Origin of the sequence: Epilithonimonas sp., assembly GCF_032054305.1 — a bacterium.
In the GTDB taxonomy this organism is placed as follows: Bacteria; Bacteroidota; Bacteroidia; order Flavobacteriales; family Weeksellaceae; genus Epilithonimonas.
Genome location: NZ_DAMBSX010000003.1, coordinates 1 through 13,656 on the forward strand (window position 1 = coordinate 1; position 13,656 = coordinate 13,656).

The 13,656-nt window shown below is 31.3% G+C and carries 15 protein-coding genes and 1 tRNA gene; 8 read left to right on the plus strand and 8 right to left on the minus strand.

The features are described 5' to 3' along the window. Nucleotides 1-54 precede the first annotated feature (54 nt). Nucleotides 55-201: a hypothetical protein gene (locus RTX21_RS06905; protein ID WP_312766327.1), complete on the minus strand. Its 147-nt coding sequence runs from the start codon at nt 199-201 to the stop codon at nt 55-57. 48 nt (nt 202-249) lie between these two features. Between RTX21_RS06905 and RTX21_RS06910 the strand changes: the two genes are divergently transcribed. The 5 genes from RTX21_RS06910 to RTX21_RS06930 all read left to right on the plus strand — a co-directional run bounded on the left by RTX21_RS06910 (nt 250) and on the right by RTX21_RS06930 (nt 4,734). Then, nucleotides 250-654, plus strand: coding sequence for a surface-adhesin E family protein (locus RTX21_RS06910; RefSeq protein WP_312766329.1), 405 nt, complete (start codon nt 250-252; stop codon nt 652-654). 208 nt (nt 655-862) lie between these two features. Beyond that, nucleotides 863-1,261 (plus strand): lipocalin family protein, encoded by a 399-nt coding sequence (locus RTX21_RS06915; protein ID WP_312766330.1) that lies wholly within the window; start codon nt 863-865, stop codon nt 1,259-1,261. A 226-nt stretch (nt 1,262-1,487) separates the two neighbouring features. Then, on the plus strand, nt 1,488-2,876 hold the full coding sequence (locus RTX21_RS06920) for a hypothetical protein (protein ID WP_312766331.1): 1,389 nt from the start codon (nt 1,488-1,490) through the stop codon (nt 2,874-2,876). Between the two features lie 343 nt (nt 2,877-3,219). Beyond that, nucleotides 3,220-3,960: a hypothetical protein gene (locus RTX21_RS06925; RefSeq protein WP_312766333.1), complete on the plus strand. Its 741-nt coding sequence runs from the start codon at nt 3,220-3,222 to the stop codon at nt 3,958-3,960. A 225-nt stretch (nt 3,961-4,185) separates the two neighbouring features. Further along, entirely contained in the window at nt 4,186-4,734 is a 549-nt protein-coding gene (locus RTX21_RS06930) for a hypothetical protein (protein WP_312766334.1), read from the plus strand. Between the two features lie 679 nt (nt 4,735-5,413). On the opposite strand, the gene RTX21_RS06935 is transcribed toward RTX21_RS06930, so the two are convergent. Further along, a tRNA-Gln gene (locus RTX21_RS06935) sits at nt 5,414-5,484 on the minus strand. Nucleotides 5,485-5,583: 99 nt separating this feature from the next. On the opposite strand from RTX21_RS06935, the gene RTX21_RS06940 reads away from it, so the two are divergent. Continuing rightward, nucleotides 5,584-6,612 (plus strand): long-chain fatty acid--CoA ligase, encoded by a 1,029-nt coding sequence (locus tag RTX21_RS06940; protein WP_312766336.1) that lies wholly within the window; start codon nt 5,584-5,586, stop codon nt 6,610-6,612. Nucleotide 6,613: 1 nt separating this feature from the next. Then, nucleotides 6,614-7,006: an alternative ribosome rescue aminoacyl-tRNA hydrolase ArfB gene (arfB, locus tag RTX21_RS06945; RefSeq protein ID WP_312766339.1), complete on the plus strand. Its 393-nt coding sequence runs from the start codon at nt 6,614-6,616 to the stop codon at nt 7,004-7,006. On the opposite strand, the gene RTX21_RS06950 is transcribed toward arfB, so the two are convergent. Next, nucleotides 6,996-7,523, minus strand: a complete 528-nt coding sequence (locus tag RTX21_RS06950) for a hypothetical protein (RefSeq protein WP_312766342.1) — start codon at nt 7,521-7,523, stop codon at nt 6,996-6,998. The two genes, arfB and RTX21_RS06950, sit on opposite strands and share 11 nt — an antisense overlap. A gap of 78 nt (nt 7,524-7,601) precedes the next feature. On the opposite strand from RTX21_RS06950, the gene RTX21_RS06955 reads away from it, so the two are divergent. Continuing rightward, entirely contained in the window at nt 7,602-8,081 is a 480-nt protein-coding gene (locus tag RTX21_RS06955; RefSeq protein ID WP_312766344.1) for a cytidine deaminase, read from the plus strand. 256 nt (nt 8,082-8,337) lie between these two features. Here the strand turns inward: RTX21_RS06955 and RTX21_RS06960 are convergent, their stop codons facing one another. From RTX21_RS06960 to RTX21_RS06980, 5 genes are all read right to left on the minus strand, one after another. Further along, nucleotides 8,338-10,065, minus strand: a complete 1,728-nt coding sequence (locus RTX21_RS06960; protein WP_312766346.1) for a T9SS type A sorting domain-containing protein — start codon at nt 10,063-10,065, stop codon at nt 8,338-8,340. A gap of 126 nt (nt 10,066-10,191) precedes the next feature. Further along, on the minus strand, nt 10,192-11,274 hold the full coding sequence (gene recF / locus RTX21_RS06965) for a DNA replication/repair protein RecF (RefSeq protein ID WP_312766347.1): 1,083 nt from the start codon (nt 11,272-11,274) through the stop codon (nt 10,192-10,194). Further along, entirely contained in the window at nt 11,271-11,579 is a 309-nt protein-coding gene (locus RTX21_RS06970) for a type II toxin-antitoxin system RelE/ParE family toxin (protein WP_312766348.1), read from the minus strand. Before RTX21_RS06970 ends, recF begins: the two co-directional genes overlap by 4 nt. Beyond that, nucleotides 11,567-11,809 (minus strand): hypothetical protein, encoded by a 243-nt coding sequence (locus RTX21_RS06975; protein WP_312766349.1) that lies wholly within the window; start codon nt 11,807-11,809, stop codon nt 11,567-11,569. Before RTX21_RS06975 ends, RTX21_RS06970 begins: the two co-directional genes overlap by 13 nt. A gap of 43 nt (nt 11,810-11,852) precedes the next feature. Then, a complete protein-coding gene (locus tag RTX21_RS06980) occupies nt 11,853-13,652 on the minus strand; it encodes a hypothetical protein (protein ID WP_312766350.1) in 1,800 nt (599 codons plus the stop codon). Between the last annotated feature and the right edge of the window lie 4 nt (nt 13,653-13,656).

Here is a 13,656-nt window from a genome sequence, read left to right on the forward strand (position 1 = left end):
ATGTAGCATAAAGAGTATATAAATTTTGTCTCAAAAATAGTTGCAAGTTCACTTTTATTCTGTAAACAGAAATCTGACAGTTTCATCATTACCACAGAATAAACAGTTGATGCTCACGCTTGCGTGGGCTATCTTGTTTGTGGTAATGGGTTTTGTCAGAACCTCTGTTTGCAAATTAAGTTTAGTCCCACGTTTTTTCATTTTAATAGCACTTCACTTTGGGGCTGAGTGATTAAAAATCATTCAACTATGAAAATCTTATTTACTTCTTTTTGTTGTATTATTTCAGCTTGTTTTTATTCTCAAACAGAATGGGAATTTATTAGTAGTTCTTCTAATGGTAGTAAGTGGTATCTGAAAAATATTACTAAACCAAAATACGCATCGTCTGATGATTACGATTTTTGGGTTAAAATAATTGAAGAACCTAAAAAATATAAAAATAAAAAGGGAGTTTGGATTACAAAAAATAGTAATAGCACTTTAAGGCATTTAAAATTAAACTGTTCTGAAAAACAAATTACTACTATATCTCGAACTGATTATAATTTTGAAGGGGTTGTTATAGATTCTGACAACATACCTCAAACATCAGAGATTATTCCAGATTCTATGGGAGAAGCTATATATGATTATGTTTGTAATAGACCATAAATCAAAACTTAATGATTGGGAGAAAAATTTGATTCTAAAAAATACGATTTTATTCTTTGTTTAATACTTACCTATCAAAATAAAAAGATAATGTCTACAATCTTAACCCTGCATGGGTACATGTACCAATATTTTTCAAGGATTCGATTATCATAATTTCAACCCAAAATAATTAAACAAAATCAACAAACATTTAAAACTTAAAACCATGAAAAAAACATTTGTATTTTTAGTTATTCTTATCTTGTCTTTCGCAACATTTATTTCGTGTAATCATGATAATGACAATGAAGAAACAGCGCAAAACGGTTCAATAATTGGAACTTGGACAGGTGTTTCAAATTCAGTTACAGGAACACCTGATAGTAGTCCAATAGAATTTACGTCAACAGGAAAAGTTAATTTCACTTACAAACATTTTGGAAACAACGGTCAAGACATTGTTGAATCTGGAAAATGGACTAAAAATGAAAACAAGCTTACTATAAAATGGGATGAAGCAGGTACAGGAACTTCTTATTTTACTATTACAGAATTAACCTCATCTTCTTTGAAATGGGAGTTTACTGATGGAGGAAATAAAATAACTGAAACTTATAAGAAGTAATGATTTGTTAAATTGAATCTTGTAAGAGCATATTTTGATATGCTCTTTTATTTTTTATAAAAACATTTTTAAGGACACCAATGCACAGTCTACAATTTATCTATTTTTATATCTATATGATATATTGCTATTAAACAAAAAAGATAATATCTAAAATATCACCCCTGCATGAGTACGTATCCTAGTATATTTTAAGTATTACATCCAATAGAAATAAAACTGTTTGATGGTTGAAATTAATTTTGGATATTTGGTATTAGTGGAAAGCTTAAATACTATTCGATTGGAAAAATTTGAAATAAAGGTTAGAGAAATTTTTCATTTCATTGCCGAATACGGAATTAAAAATAAACCTCTAGATTTTAGAAATCTAGAAAATATTACTGAACAAGATAAAATTGAGTTTCTTATTCAAGTCCATAAAGGTTTCAGACTTGGACAAAATTTAATTATTCAAGAAATTTTACCCCTTTTATTAGTGCTTAAGGAAATTAAACAAAAAATAAAAGAAACAAGACAAAACAAAAATAAAGATTTAGTTCAGAAATTAAATTCTGAGTTAAGGATTACTGAATATAAAATCAAAATTTTGCGCCATTTTGCAGATTTTATAGCTTGGCAAATATTTAAAGGAGATTATTATAAAGCAAGGCGATTCTTTTCTGGGGATACCAACAGACCAGATTTACTAAATACTAATTTACAATCTGTTATAAAAGCAGTTGAACATTTTCATAATGAAGACAATGGATGCTTTGCATTAATTACTGATTTGACTTCATTTATTGATATTGGAGATATTTTATTAATAAAAGAAAATACTATTGCAATAGTTGAGTGCAAAGAAGGTACAGTTCAAAAGAAAATTTTTGAGTTTTTTGATTATATCGATAAAGATAATTTTGATGTAGCTAAAGTTGATTACAGCGATAAAAATAATAAATTTTTCGATCAAGCAGAAAGAACTTTAAAACAAATGGAAAAAGGAATTAAAGTTTCTAATTTTCTCAAAAATGAAGAAGGAATAGACCCCTTTTCTAACGAAAAAATAAAAATTTTAGAGTCCACACACCAAAGAAAATACTATTTTGAGTATTTAATGAATCTCATTGAAGAATCTAAAAAAAATAATTCAGCTTATGGAGAAATTGAGGAAATAATATATATTGGTATTTATCAAGAGAATAAAAGAGCAATTTCGCCATACTTATTTAAAGAAATCGTCAATCATATTTATAATAAAAAAATAATAGTTGATTATATTAGCTTAATTGGAATGCCCTTAAAAGACCCAATGTTTTTTAAACCCTTTGGTGTAGAAAATATTTTTGATATTATGTTTGGAAGATTAAAAATTTATCTTGCTATAAATTTGGATAGATTGATAGAGCTGTTTAATTCTAAAGGAATTAACGCAAAATGGTTGAGCAAAAAAGAAACTCATAAAATTCTCGATACGGAAAGAAAATACAAACCGTTTATTTTTGAAAATAGAGCTATTGAAATTACAGTAAACAACCAAAAGGTTACAATCGGAGATTCATTTTTAATTTATCTTTTATTCGATAATTTAATGCCTTCCTCTTTTGTAGATACTTATAAAAATATAAAATAAAAGACATTGCAAAATCAGGATTAAACTTTGAATTGAAAATTCACCCACTTTTAGTCTCTGCTATTTTTCCATTCGACTAATACTATTTCATAAAATACACCCCAATCAGTATATCTCAAATTTATCAATTTTGTATTTGCTATTGCATTAAAATGCTAATATCTTAATTGTGCATACCTTTTATTTTCGCTTAATTCAATGTCGTAGTAGAAGTAAAAATATTAGTGTTTTTAAATTCATATTTTACATATTTGCGAAATTGAAAAATATTTTGATGATTGAATCTTATTTTGGATATTTGGCGTTAGTTACAATTATATCAAAAAATCAAGTTGGAAAGTGAATGAAAGAAAAGTTAAAAAAAATTTGGAAAGACCCTGTTTGGAGCAAAATAATAGCGGCGTTGATTTTAAGTATTCTTACCCTCATTTACAATTATCTTCAATCAGTAATCAAGAAAGAATCTTTTTATAAAACTTTAAGCAATTTTTGGAATAGCAAGTTTGAATTATGGCAAATCACATTAGTTTTTTTTATTATAATTCTTCTAATTTATATTTCTATTAAGAAGAGAAAAAGAAATAAAACTGAAGAAATTGGTTCTTTTGATGGAGTCGATATACTAAGTTTAACTTATGCTTCAAATTACGGATATGATGAAGAAAGTAAAAAATTAGACATCCAGTTATTTAATAAAATTAGAACTGAATTTCTTCCTGCTGAAAAAGATATTAATTGGTTACGAGAGCAAAGTTTTAACAATGGCTTTCAAAAAGAAAAAGCTTATACATTTTTCGATTTTGACGAAATGCTTAGTGAAAACCCGAATTTTGAATTTTTAAATAGTGACTTGGAAGAGTTAAAAAGAAAATTAATACAAAAAATTCAAATATTCACTAACGATTTAAGTGTAAATACTTTTCCAGAAAACAATAAAGATTTTCAAGGCGTTCCAAAAGAATGGAGAGATAATCATCCAGAAAAATATTTAAATGCTGTGCAAATTCTGAACAAAGACAAAAAAGAGGTTTTAGATTCTTACGATGAATTAATTAGAGCTGGAAGAAAAATTTTAAAAGTTTAATTGTATTTGTAGCTAACATTATATTGGCAAAAAGCAGACTAAACTCTAAGACGAAAATATCACATTTGCGCCAATTTTTCCATTCACAGTTTTTTCGTAATTTAGTTCATGGAAAAATATCGGCTCAGTTTGGTCGAACTTGAATTAAAGTTCTTATTTCTATTGACTTAGTCATTTTTTTCTGCTAATTGCTAAGTTGCTATATAACCAAAAAACTATAAAAAAATGACAGGAGCTTTTAATTTTCATAAATTTGCGACTTTCTTAAAGTCATTTTGGGGACTGCTTGCTTCTTTTACAGTTATTTTACCTACAATAATTTACTTTTTAAACACGAGACAAATTAAAGACTCTGCACTTAGTGAATATTATATCGGGCTTCCCACCACTTTTGCATTATTGACAATCCCTTTTGTGTTTTTATTTGAGGATAAATTGTCTATACTATCAAAAGCACGTAATTTATCTGTAGTTTTTGCAATACTTTCTTTTATTACGCTGTCATCCTTTTTGACACTTAAAAGCATTTATATTGGAGATACTTATTATACAGTTAGAGGGGAAAATGGATATGGCAGAATAGAAGTTAATGAATCAAGTACTGGTGACATTCGTTTTACTACATATGATTCTAATAGTAAAAAACCAATAGAACAGAAAGATAGAATAAATGTTTTAGAACTTATTAGCGTTATTCTCTATACGTTGAGTATTATTTTTCTAACAACAGCATTTTCTGGATTAGGAGTATTTTTTTATTCAAAATCTATGTAAAATAAACAGTAATTAGCATCGTATTGATAAAATGTGAGACTACTCTGGATGTAAAAAGTTTATTTTTTCTACACATAACTATTTTTCCAATCCATTAATTTTTATTTCGTAAAATAAACTACAGTATATCCCTCATTTATCAATTTTATATCCTCTGTAATATCATTACCTTAAACAAAAAAGATAATGTCTAAAATCTTAATTATGCATAGGTATGTAGGCTACTTTTTATTGCTTAATCCATCATATAATCTAACAATATCCGGCAAGAAGTAAAATAATTTACAAAAAGGGTTAATTAAAATTTACAAAATTTTAGAGAGAAGGGTCTATATAGAAATTACCCCTCCCTTCTTGAAAAGGAAAATCAATTTATAAAAGGTAGGGGTGGCATCAAGCAAAAAATATTTTGAAAAAAATTATTAGTAAAAGCGAGGGATTATGGTATGTATGAGGTGTTTTTTTCAAGCTATAGGATTTTCCTATGTTTTTTAACAATTAAATTATTAAAAAAACAAATATTTACACCAGAAATATTGACTTAAACAGCCTTTCGATTTAATTACATATAAATGCCATTTTTATGTTATCCTTGACCTGAACCTTGACCTATGAATTAAAAAGCAATAAAAAATAAAAGCAACCAACTGAATTTCAATTGATTGCTAATTTTACAATGTAGACCCACAGGGATTCGAACCCCGACAGGCGGTACCAAAAACCGAAGTGCTACCGTTACACCATGGGTCTGTCGTTTATTGTGGTGCAAATTTAGGGCTTTTTTTTTAACTTCCAAACTATTTAGAAAAAAAATGCATAATTTTATAAAATAATTTTTCGCTCAACCTAATGACAATCGACGTTTCCAAAGCATTACCCATCAACTTGACTTCATCTAACGAATTTGAAACCAAAGTTTTAGACTTCATAAAAGAATGGTTTTCGGAGTCGAAAACGGTGAAAATTCAGAGTTCTGGTTCAACCGGAATTCCGAAAATTTTTGATATAGAAAAATCAAAAATGTTGAACTCGGCGGAGATGACTTGTGATTTTTTGGATTTAAAAGAAGGAAATTCAGCTCTACTTTGTCTTCCTATTGAATATATCTCGGGAAAAATGATGGTTGTAAGAAGTATTTCGAGAAAATTAAAACTGAAAATTGCTCCAATTTCACTTAATCCTTTAGAAAATACCAATGAAGAAATTGATTTTTGCGCAATGATACCTTTACAAGTTGAAAATTCTTTGGAGAAAATTCATTTAATAAAAAATCTAATTATTGGCGGTGCATCAGTTTCAGAAACTTTAAAAAGTAAAATCTCTCAAACCCTTAAATCCTCAAACTCTCAAACCAAAATATTCGAGACTTACGGAATGAGCGAAACCCTTTCTCATATCGCTTTAAAACAGGTTTCCCCCAATCAGGAAGATTGGTTTACGGTTTTTGATGGCGTTGAAATTTCTTTAGATGAAAGAGGTTGTTTGAAAATAGTTGCTCCAAAACTGAATTCAGAAGTTTTGCAGACCAATGATTTGGTAGAAATTAATGATAAAAAGCAATTCAGGTTTTTGGGAAGGATTGATAATATAATTAATTCCGGAGGTGCGAAGATTTTCCCTGAAGAATTAGAAAAAATCGTTAAGAAAGAAATTCCGAATGAAGTTGTATTTCTTGGAATCGAGAATGAAAAATTAGGTCAGAAATTAGTTTTAATCATTGAGGGAGAAAATTTTGAACATTTAAAATCTAAAATTGATAATCTAAAATTCGAAAAGTCATTTCATAAGCCAAAAGAGATTATTTTTGTGGAACAAATACCAAGAACGCCAAACGGAAAAGTTAATCGTCATGAATTAAAAAAATTGATTAATAACTAAAATGAAAGATTTTTCTACCGAAATCAGTTATAAAACATCCCGCTCTTCTGGAGCAGGCGGACAAAATGTGAACAAGGTAGAAACCGCCGTAACAGCAATGTGGAACGTAATGGAAAGTCAGTTTTTTTCTTTTGATGAAAAACTTCGAATCTCGGAAAAATTGAAAAACAGAATTAATTCTGACGGTTTGCTGCAAATGACTTCATCAGAAAGTAGAACGCAACTTCAGAATAAAAAAATTGTGACCGATAAAATGTTGGAACTGGTTGAAAAATCACTCTTTGTTCCAAAAAAACGCGTTGCTACAAAGCCTTCGAAAGGTCAAATCCAGAAACGCATCGACAACAAAAAGAAATTGTCTGAGAAGAAGGAAAACCGAAAATTTAGATTTTAAAGTCTGACAATTTTTCTATTTCCTGATTGATTTCCTCAGTATATTCCAATTGTTTATCACGGATTCTGCCATGATTGGTCACAGTTTCATAATCCTGCTGATAATCCTTGTAATTATCATAGATATTAGTATAATACTTTTGAAGCACCTTTGCATCCATTGTTTTGTCGCTAATCAATTTTCTGAACCTTCGTGTAAATAATTCGGCAATATCAAAATGACTTTGCTCGTGCATCAGAACCAAATCCGTTTTGTGGTCATTATGCGCCCAGGATTTTGAAGGCACAAAAAAGGATTCGATCTTAACTTCTTTGGAAGTGAATTTTTTGGTTGGACTGTTCAACAAATAAGAGATTCCGCAAAAGGTTGTCGCGGCGGCTCTGGAAGTATTCGGTGGCGTTTTGGATTGGAAATCTTCCCAAACCAACTTCCTGTTTTCATTCCAAAAAATCTTGTCCTGAGCGTGTGTCAATCCAATGATAAACAGAAAAATAAGTGCTAAAAATGGTCGTAACATATCTCTTAGATGTTTTTTTTCAATTAATGTTAATTTATTTCCACAAAAAATGTATTTTTACCTCCCTCATTTTAAAAAATGGAAAAAGAGATAAAAATCAACTTTGAAGTTATCCCGAGTTACGATGAACTCAACGATATAGAAAAAACACTTTTTGATAAAGCTAAAACCATCCGAGAACAAGCTTATGCGCCTTACTCCCGTTTTTTTGTTGGTTGTGCGCTTCTTCTGGAAAACGGCGAAATAATCACAGGAAGTAACCAAGAAAACGCCGCATATCCTTCCGGTTTGTGTGCTGAGAGAACGACAATTTTTTGGACTTCGGCGAATTATCCTGATGTAAAAATCAAAAAAATATTTGTGATTGGCGGACCAGAAGATGCTTTGAGTTCCGTTCCAATTCCACCTTGCGGTGGCTGCAGACAATCCATTTTGGAATACGAAGCTAAGCAAAAAGAACAAATCGAAATCTATTTTGCAGCACCAAACGGAGAAATCATCAAAACAAAATCTATCAGAGACTTATTACCATTCTCATTTGACGGTAGTTTTTTATAATTTTAGGAGCAACAAGTTTCTGGCTTCGGTAGAACATCCCAACCTGCTGTCCACTATATCTTTTTTGTCATTGCGAACAAAGTGAATCAGTCTGTTGACTTTCCAACAATCGCAATAACAAAAAAGGATGCCGTTCCCATCAGGGCTATGTTGAGGCTTTGTATTTCTTTTCAACAATATAAAAATCGAAAAACCCATTCAGAATCCTGAATGGGCTTTTCTTTTAAAATGTAGATATGGATATGAAATTTGGTTATTAGTTTTTAATCACTTTCTGAGTGGTTTTTTTGTCATTTTCCAACTGGATTTCTACAATGTAAACACCTTTTTCCAAACGAGAGAAATCTATCGTAGAATCTGATGTCAAGGTCGCATTCACGATTTGACCTGAAAGGTTGTACACTTTATGCGTTTTTATTTTACTTGTTGATTTTACAGTCAACACATCTTTTACGGGATTTGGATAGAAGGAAACAGTTGTATTTTTAACATCTGCAACACCTAAAACTGCTAATTCTCTTTCCTGAGATTTATCCGAATACTTCTTCGCAGCATCAACAGATTTTACACTCCAGAATATTTTGGAAGGTAAATTAGTTTTGTCCAAATACCAGCTTTTTGTCGTTACAATATATTTTGCGATGTCAGCTTTTCCGGTTTCTGAACCTACAGATAATTCATATTGAAGAGAGTTTTCCGGTGTTTTATCATCCGTTGCTCCAGACCAAGTGAACTTGATTTTACCGTCACTATCTGTTGCAATTAAAATGGTTGGTGCATTTGGTTTTTGATTCGTGACTGTTGTTTTATTTTTGAATAATTTGGTGTAAGGCAACAAATCTTCATCAGCCCAATCAAAACCATTGGCTAGAATATCAAGATTCCCATCGTTATCATAATCAAATACAGCTAAAGTTCCTTGGCTTCCCAAATTGTAAAGGTTCGCATTTTCATCTTTCTCAAATTTCTGAAGTTGAGGATTGTAAAGAAAAATTTTAGAATAGGATTCATAATCATTATCTCCAATGACAACAAAATCATAATATCCATCATTATTGAAATCACCGACTTCTACTCCACCACCAGACAATCCTTCGCCTTCGATTTTATTTTCTGTAAAATTCCCTTGACCATCGTTAATGAAAACCGCAAAATACGCATCATAGTTTCCATCCTGAGCTGCTACGACAAAATCCTGAAAACCATCACCATTGAAATCCGCAAAAGACATTTTGCTGTCGCTCACTGCTGGAAGTTCAGACTTCTGAACTAAATTTCCATTGTCGTTAATATAAACAGAGAAAGTTCCTTCATAACCGGCATTATATCCATTGATGATTAAATCCAGTTCATTATCATTATTAACATCAATCACTTTGAAACTTCCGTTTTGTGTTCCTGCCGCCCAAGCTGTACTTTTCTGGAAACCATTTGAATTATTAAGATATAAATCCAATTCGTGTGTAAAACCGACGCCTTCAACATACTGCGTTCCGTTGACTGCATAATCCTGCTTACCATCGTGATTGAAATCGAAAACATCTAATCCTCCGTAGATTTTTCCGGCTGCATTATCCATCAAAGTGAAACCGGAGCCTGTATTTTTCCATCGATATTGCTGATAATTCACAATATCATTATAACTCAATCCTGTTGTGATAACGTCCAAAAGTCCGTCATTATCAAAATCAATAAATTTGACCGCACTCAAATGAACCGAATTGTCTCCAAACTCCTGAATGGAAGAGAAATTTCCAGCTGTATTTTTATAAAGACTGTTGGAGGTCAAATCAACATTAGTATCGTCATCAGAATCTATGGCTCCCGTGAAGAAAATATCCTGAAATCCGTCGTTGTCAAAATCTGCAACAGCAGCAGCAGAATAGAAATAATTCTGGAAAGCTGGTTGGCTAACCTCTTCAAAACTTTGTGCTTGACTAATCATAGCCGACAAGACGAAAACAGAAATGTAAAACTTTTTCATAATATTTATTTAGAATAATTAAAAATTACTCTGTAAAAATATTGACTTAGTCTTACCAAAAACTATTTTGGAATATGATATTTGTCTTGTTTTAAAGAAATTTAATTTGGGTTCAGAAAACCAAGATTATGAAATTTCAAAGATTCTACTTTCCTCATTAATTCGTCGCACAAGGTTTTCAGTTCGTTCTTTGTGCGTGTCTGTAATGAAAATCTGACCAAAACTTTCTTTGTTGACCAATTCTATCAACTGCGAAACTCTTGTGTCATCCAGCTTATCAAAAATATCGTCCAGAAGAAGGATTGGAGATTTTCCTGTAAGTTCTTTAATTCGGTTGATTTGAGCCAATTTTAATGAAATTAAAAATGATTTCTGCTGACCTTGTGAACCTATTTTTTTGATTGAATTGCCATTCATTTCGAATAACAGATCATCTTTGTGTGTTCCTTTGGAAGTATAGGTCAAAGCTCTGTCTTTATCGATAGTTTGAGATAAGAGATTGTGAAAATCGTCATTCAAAAGATGAGATTCATAAATAACATTTACGAGTTCTTTTCCGCCAGAAATGATTTCATAAAAATGTTGAACAATTGGATTCAGTTTTTCAACAAATTCTTTTCTCTTCTCGAAAATCCTTGTTCCGAAATTTGAAATCGGATCATCATAAATCTCTAAAGAATCTTTGTCAAACGTTCTGTTCTTCGCAAAATATTTTAACAAAGCATTTCTCTGCTGGATGGTTTTCTGATACTGAATCAAATCAAAAAGATAAGAAGAATCGGTCTGAGAAATCATTGCATCCAGAAACTTCCTGCGACTTTCTCCAGAATCGGAAATCAAATTGGAATCGTAAGGCGAAATCATCACACTCGGCAGATATCCAATGTGGTCAGCTAATCTGTCGTAGCTTTTATCATTTTTCTTGATGACTTTTTTAGACGCTTTTGGTTGAAGGATCTTGATGATATCTTCTTTCTCATCATTCTGGATTTCGGATTCAATAACAAAAAAATCTTCATCAGATTTCACATTATTAAGGTCAGAATTCCCCAAAAAACTTTTTCCAACAGAAAGATAATGAAGCGCATCCAGAACATTGGTCTTCCCCACTCCATTATTTCCCACAAAACAGTTGATTTGCGGAGAAAACTCGAAGCTCCTTTCCGAGTGGCTTTTGAAATTGATGAGTAAAAGTTTGTTGATAATCATAATCCTAAAAGATTTTTCAGTTTTTTAGGATTTTGACGATTATCCCATAGAGAAATAATAAATATTACATTAGCTTCTATTCTATAAACCAATCCATAATTCTCAAAATGTAAAATCCTATAGAACTCAAAATCTGTCTGAGTACCAATAAGAGGATTTGATTTCAATAAATCAATTTTTTGATAAATAATAAGATTTAACTTTTTTGAATAAGAGTTACTTTTAATTCGATTATTCCAGTATTCAAAAATGGCATTTCTCTGTGTTCTTGCAAGTGTGGTCCAAATCACTTTTACTTCATCCATTCTTCATCCAATTTTCTTAACTCTTCATCAGAAATTGTCCTCCCATATTTTATATCTTCTTCAGCAATAAGAATCATTTCTTTTTGGGTTTCGGACAAAATATACTTATCTGGTTCCCCTTCAGGCTGAACAGATAAAAAAAGATCTTCAATAGCTTGTAGAAAATTGACATTCTTAGTAGAAAATATTCTTTCTACTAATTTGCTTCTTAATGTTTCAATATTTTCCATCACTCAAAAATTTATGTAAAGATAAAACTTCTTGATTACAAAATCAATTTCCAAAATTCACAAAATGTGGAATATCTGTACCAAAATTATTCAGTGGCAAAACATTATTCCTATTGCTGTTAAAATCAAAAACAGAGTTATTATCGAAAGGTACTCTAGGATAATAGGTAAACGAAATCTGAATCCTATTGAAAACCAAATAAGGATTATTAATTAAAACTCCAATTCCAACTTTTGTATTAGCATTGGTTTTCAGCAATTTGTCATCAGGCATCGCCAACCAACCGATAGCCGTCGTTAGATACGGACTGAAATGGAAATTCTTCCAAGTTTTATTAACGAAAAGCTGAAGCTGATATCTCAAAACCAACTTCTTTGTTCCAATGTAATCTGCATTATAAACAGGAAAATCTTCCGCAGCAGAAAGATTGATTCTGTCTCTGTAAGAATAATTATGCTGAGGATTTCCAAGCGCTAGAGTTGGAGAAAAGAAATGTCTGACTTTAGCAAATTTCCAATCCATCAGATTAGTAAAATAGGTTCCATCAAAACGAAAAGACTCGCGGTTTTGACTATCTTCATTGAAGAATCTTCCAAACTGAGCTTTCACACTGAAATATCCAATTTTTGTAAAGTCGCCATACGAACCCGAAACACCAGCGTAAGGCATTACTTCATTACTTCTTGATAAAATTCCGGCTGTTAAGTTGAACGAATTCCCATACGCAATATCCTCAGGCAAATCATATTGGAAAATATTTTTTTGAACCGAGAATTTTCTCTGTATAAATCCAGCAGACATCAAAAAGCTACTGTAAGAACGGAAATAGCCAAACTGGTCAATATAAGGACTGTCTTTGTACTGATAATTCTGAAAACGTCCTATCAGCGCAATGTTACTGGAAACTCTCTCTTCCTTGTTTGCAGAAACCGGAATCTGATAACCGCCCCACAAATCCTGACTGTAAACTTTGATTTGAACCTCCGGAAAACTAGTTTCGGTTTCCATTGGCAGCAAAACATTTCGCATAAAATACTCGAATGTGAAACCGCCTGCCCATTTTGTCAATGGCGAGAAAAAATCTCTTTTAGCGTTTAGATTGATTCGTTCATTTTTCCAAAAATCCCTTTCTCCTAAAACCTGAGCGTTGATATAAGAACCAAAAAGATTATAAGCTGTGTAACTTCCGTACATATAATCTTGCTTTTCCTTGGAATCATTTCGATAAAGAAAATCTGCTTCGTGTCCTAAACCGAGAAAATTTTCTTCCGTAACACCTAAGCCAATTTTACTTCCGGAATAATTAAAACGAGGCTTCAAACTCCAAGAGTCCAAAACCTTAACAACGACATCAATAGAATCATTGGAACTATTTTCAACCGCAATATTAACTCTGTTCACAAAAGGCATTTCTCTTAACAAACGTTCAGATTCATAGAGTTTTTGCGCATTGTATTCCTCATCTTTTTTGAAGAGCAGATAATTATTAACTGTCGAAATTCTGGTGTTTGAATGAAGATGATTCGTGAACCAATCGTACCATTTGGCTTTCTCTTTTTTTTCTTTGGTGTTGTATCCGAAAGGGTCAATCGTCTCAATCCTGATGTTTCGTATATATTTCCCATCATAAGTTTCTTGCACTTGCTTTTCAGTTCTTGATTTAACCGAAGCCGAATCTGCCTCACGACGAAATATAAATCGATGAATGAATTTGGTAAATCTTCTTTTGTCCGAAAATTCTTCAATTTTATAATAAATAGAATCTTTTTTCTCCTGCGCCTGAGCAACGGAAAAGAAACTTAGAAAAACGAAAATGAAAAGAATAGATTTGTTATTGAACATTCGG

Bases quoted from the DNA above. Each gene is read 5' to 3' on its own strand.
- RTX21_RS06905 (WP_312766327.1), bottom strand. From the start codon at position 201: ATGAAAAAACGTGGGACTAAACTTAATTTGCAAACAGAGGTTCTGACA.
- RTX21_RS06910 (WP_312766329.1), top strand. From the start codon at position 250: ATGAAAATCTTATTTACTTCTTTTTGTTGTATTATTTCAGCTTGTTTT.
- RTX21_RS06915 (WP_312766330.1), top strand. From the start codon at position 863: ATGAAAAAAACATTTGTATTTTTAGTTATTCTTATCTTGTCTTTCGCA.
- RTX21_RS06920 (WP_312766331.1), top strand. From the start codon at position 1,488: ATGGTTGAAATTAATTTTGGATATTTGGTATTAGTGGAAAGCTTAAAT.
- RTX21_RS06925 (WP_312766333.1), top strand. From the start codon at position 3,220: ATGAAAGAAAAGTTAAAAAAAATTTGGAAAGACCCTGTTTGGAGCAAA.
- RTX21_RS06930 (WP_312766334.1), top strand. From the start codon at position 4,186: ATGACAGGAGCTTTTAATTTTCATAAATTTGCGACTTTCTTAAAGTCA.
- RTX21_RS06940 (WP_312766336.1), top strand. From the start codon at position 5,584: ATGACAATCGACGTTTCCAAAGCATTACCCATCAACTTGACTTCATCT.
- arfB (WP_312766339.1), top strand. From the start codon at position 6,614: ATGAAAGATTTTTCTACCGAAATCAGTTATAAAACATCCCGCTCTTCT.
- RTX21_RS06950 (WP_312766342.1), bottom strand. From the start codon at position 7,523: ATGTTACGACCATTTTTAGCACTTATTTTTCTGTTTATCATTGGATTG.
- RTX21_RS06955 (WP_312766344.1), top strand. From the start codon at position 7,602: ATGGAAAAAGAGATAAAAATCAACTTTGAAGTTATCCCGAGTTACGAT.
- RTX21_RS06960 (WP_312766346.1), bottom strand. From the start codon at position 10,065: ATGAAAAAGTTTTACATTTCTGTTTTCGTCTTGTCGGCTATGATTAGT.
- recF (WP_312766347.1), bottom strand. From the start codon at position 11,274: ATGATTATCAACAAACTTTTACTCATCAATTTCAAAAGCCACTCGGAA.
- RTX21_RS06970 (WP_312766348.1), bottom strand. From the start codon at position 11,579: ATGGATGAAGTAAAAGTGATTTGGACCACACTTGCAAGAACACAGAGA.
- RTX21_RS06975 (WP_312766349.1), bottom strand. From the start codon at position 11,809: ATGGAAAATATTGAAACATTAAGAAGCAAATTAGTAGAAAGAATATTT.
- RTX21_RS06980 (WP_312766350.1), bottom strand. From the start codon at position 13,652: ATGTTCAATAACAAATCTATTCTTTTCATTTTCGTTTTTCTAAGTTTC.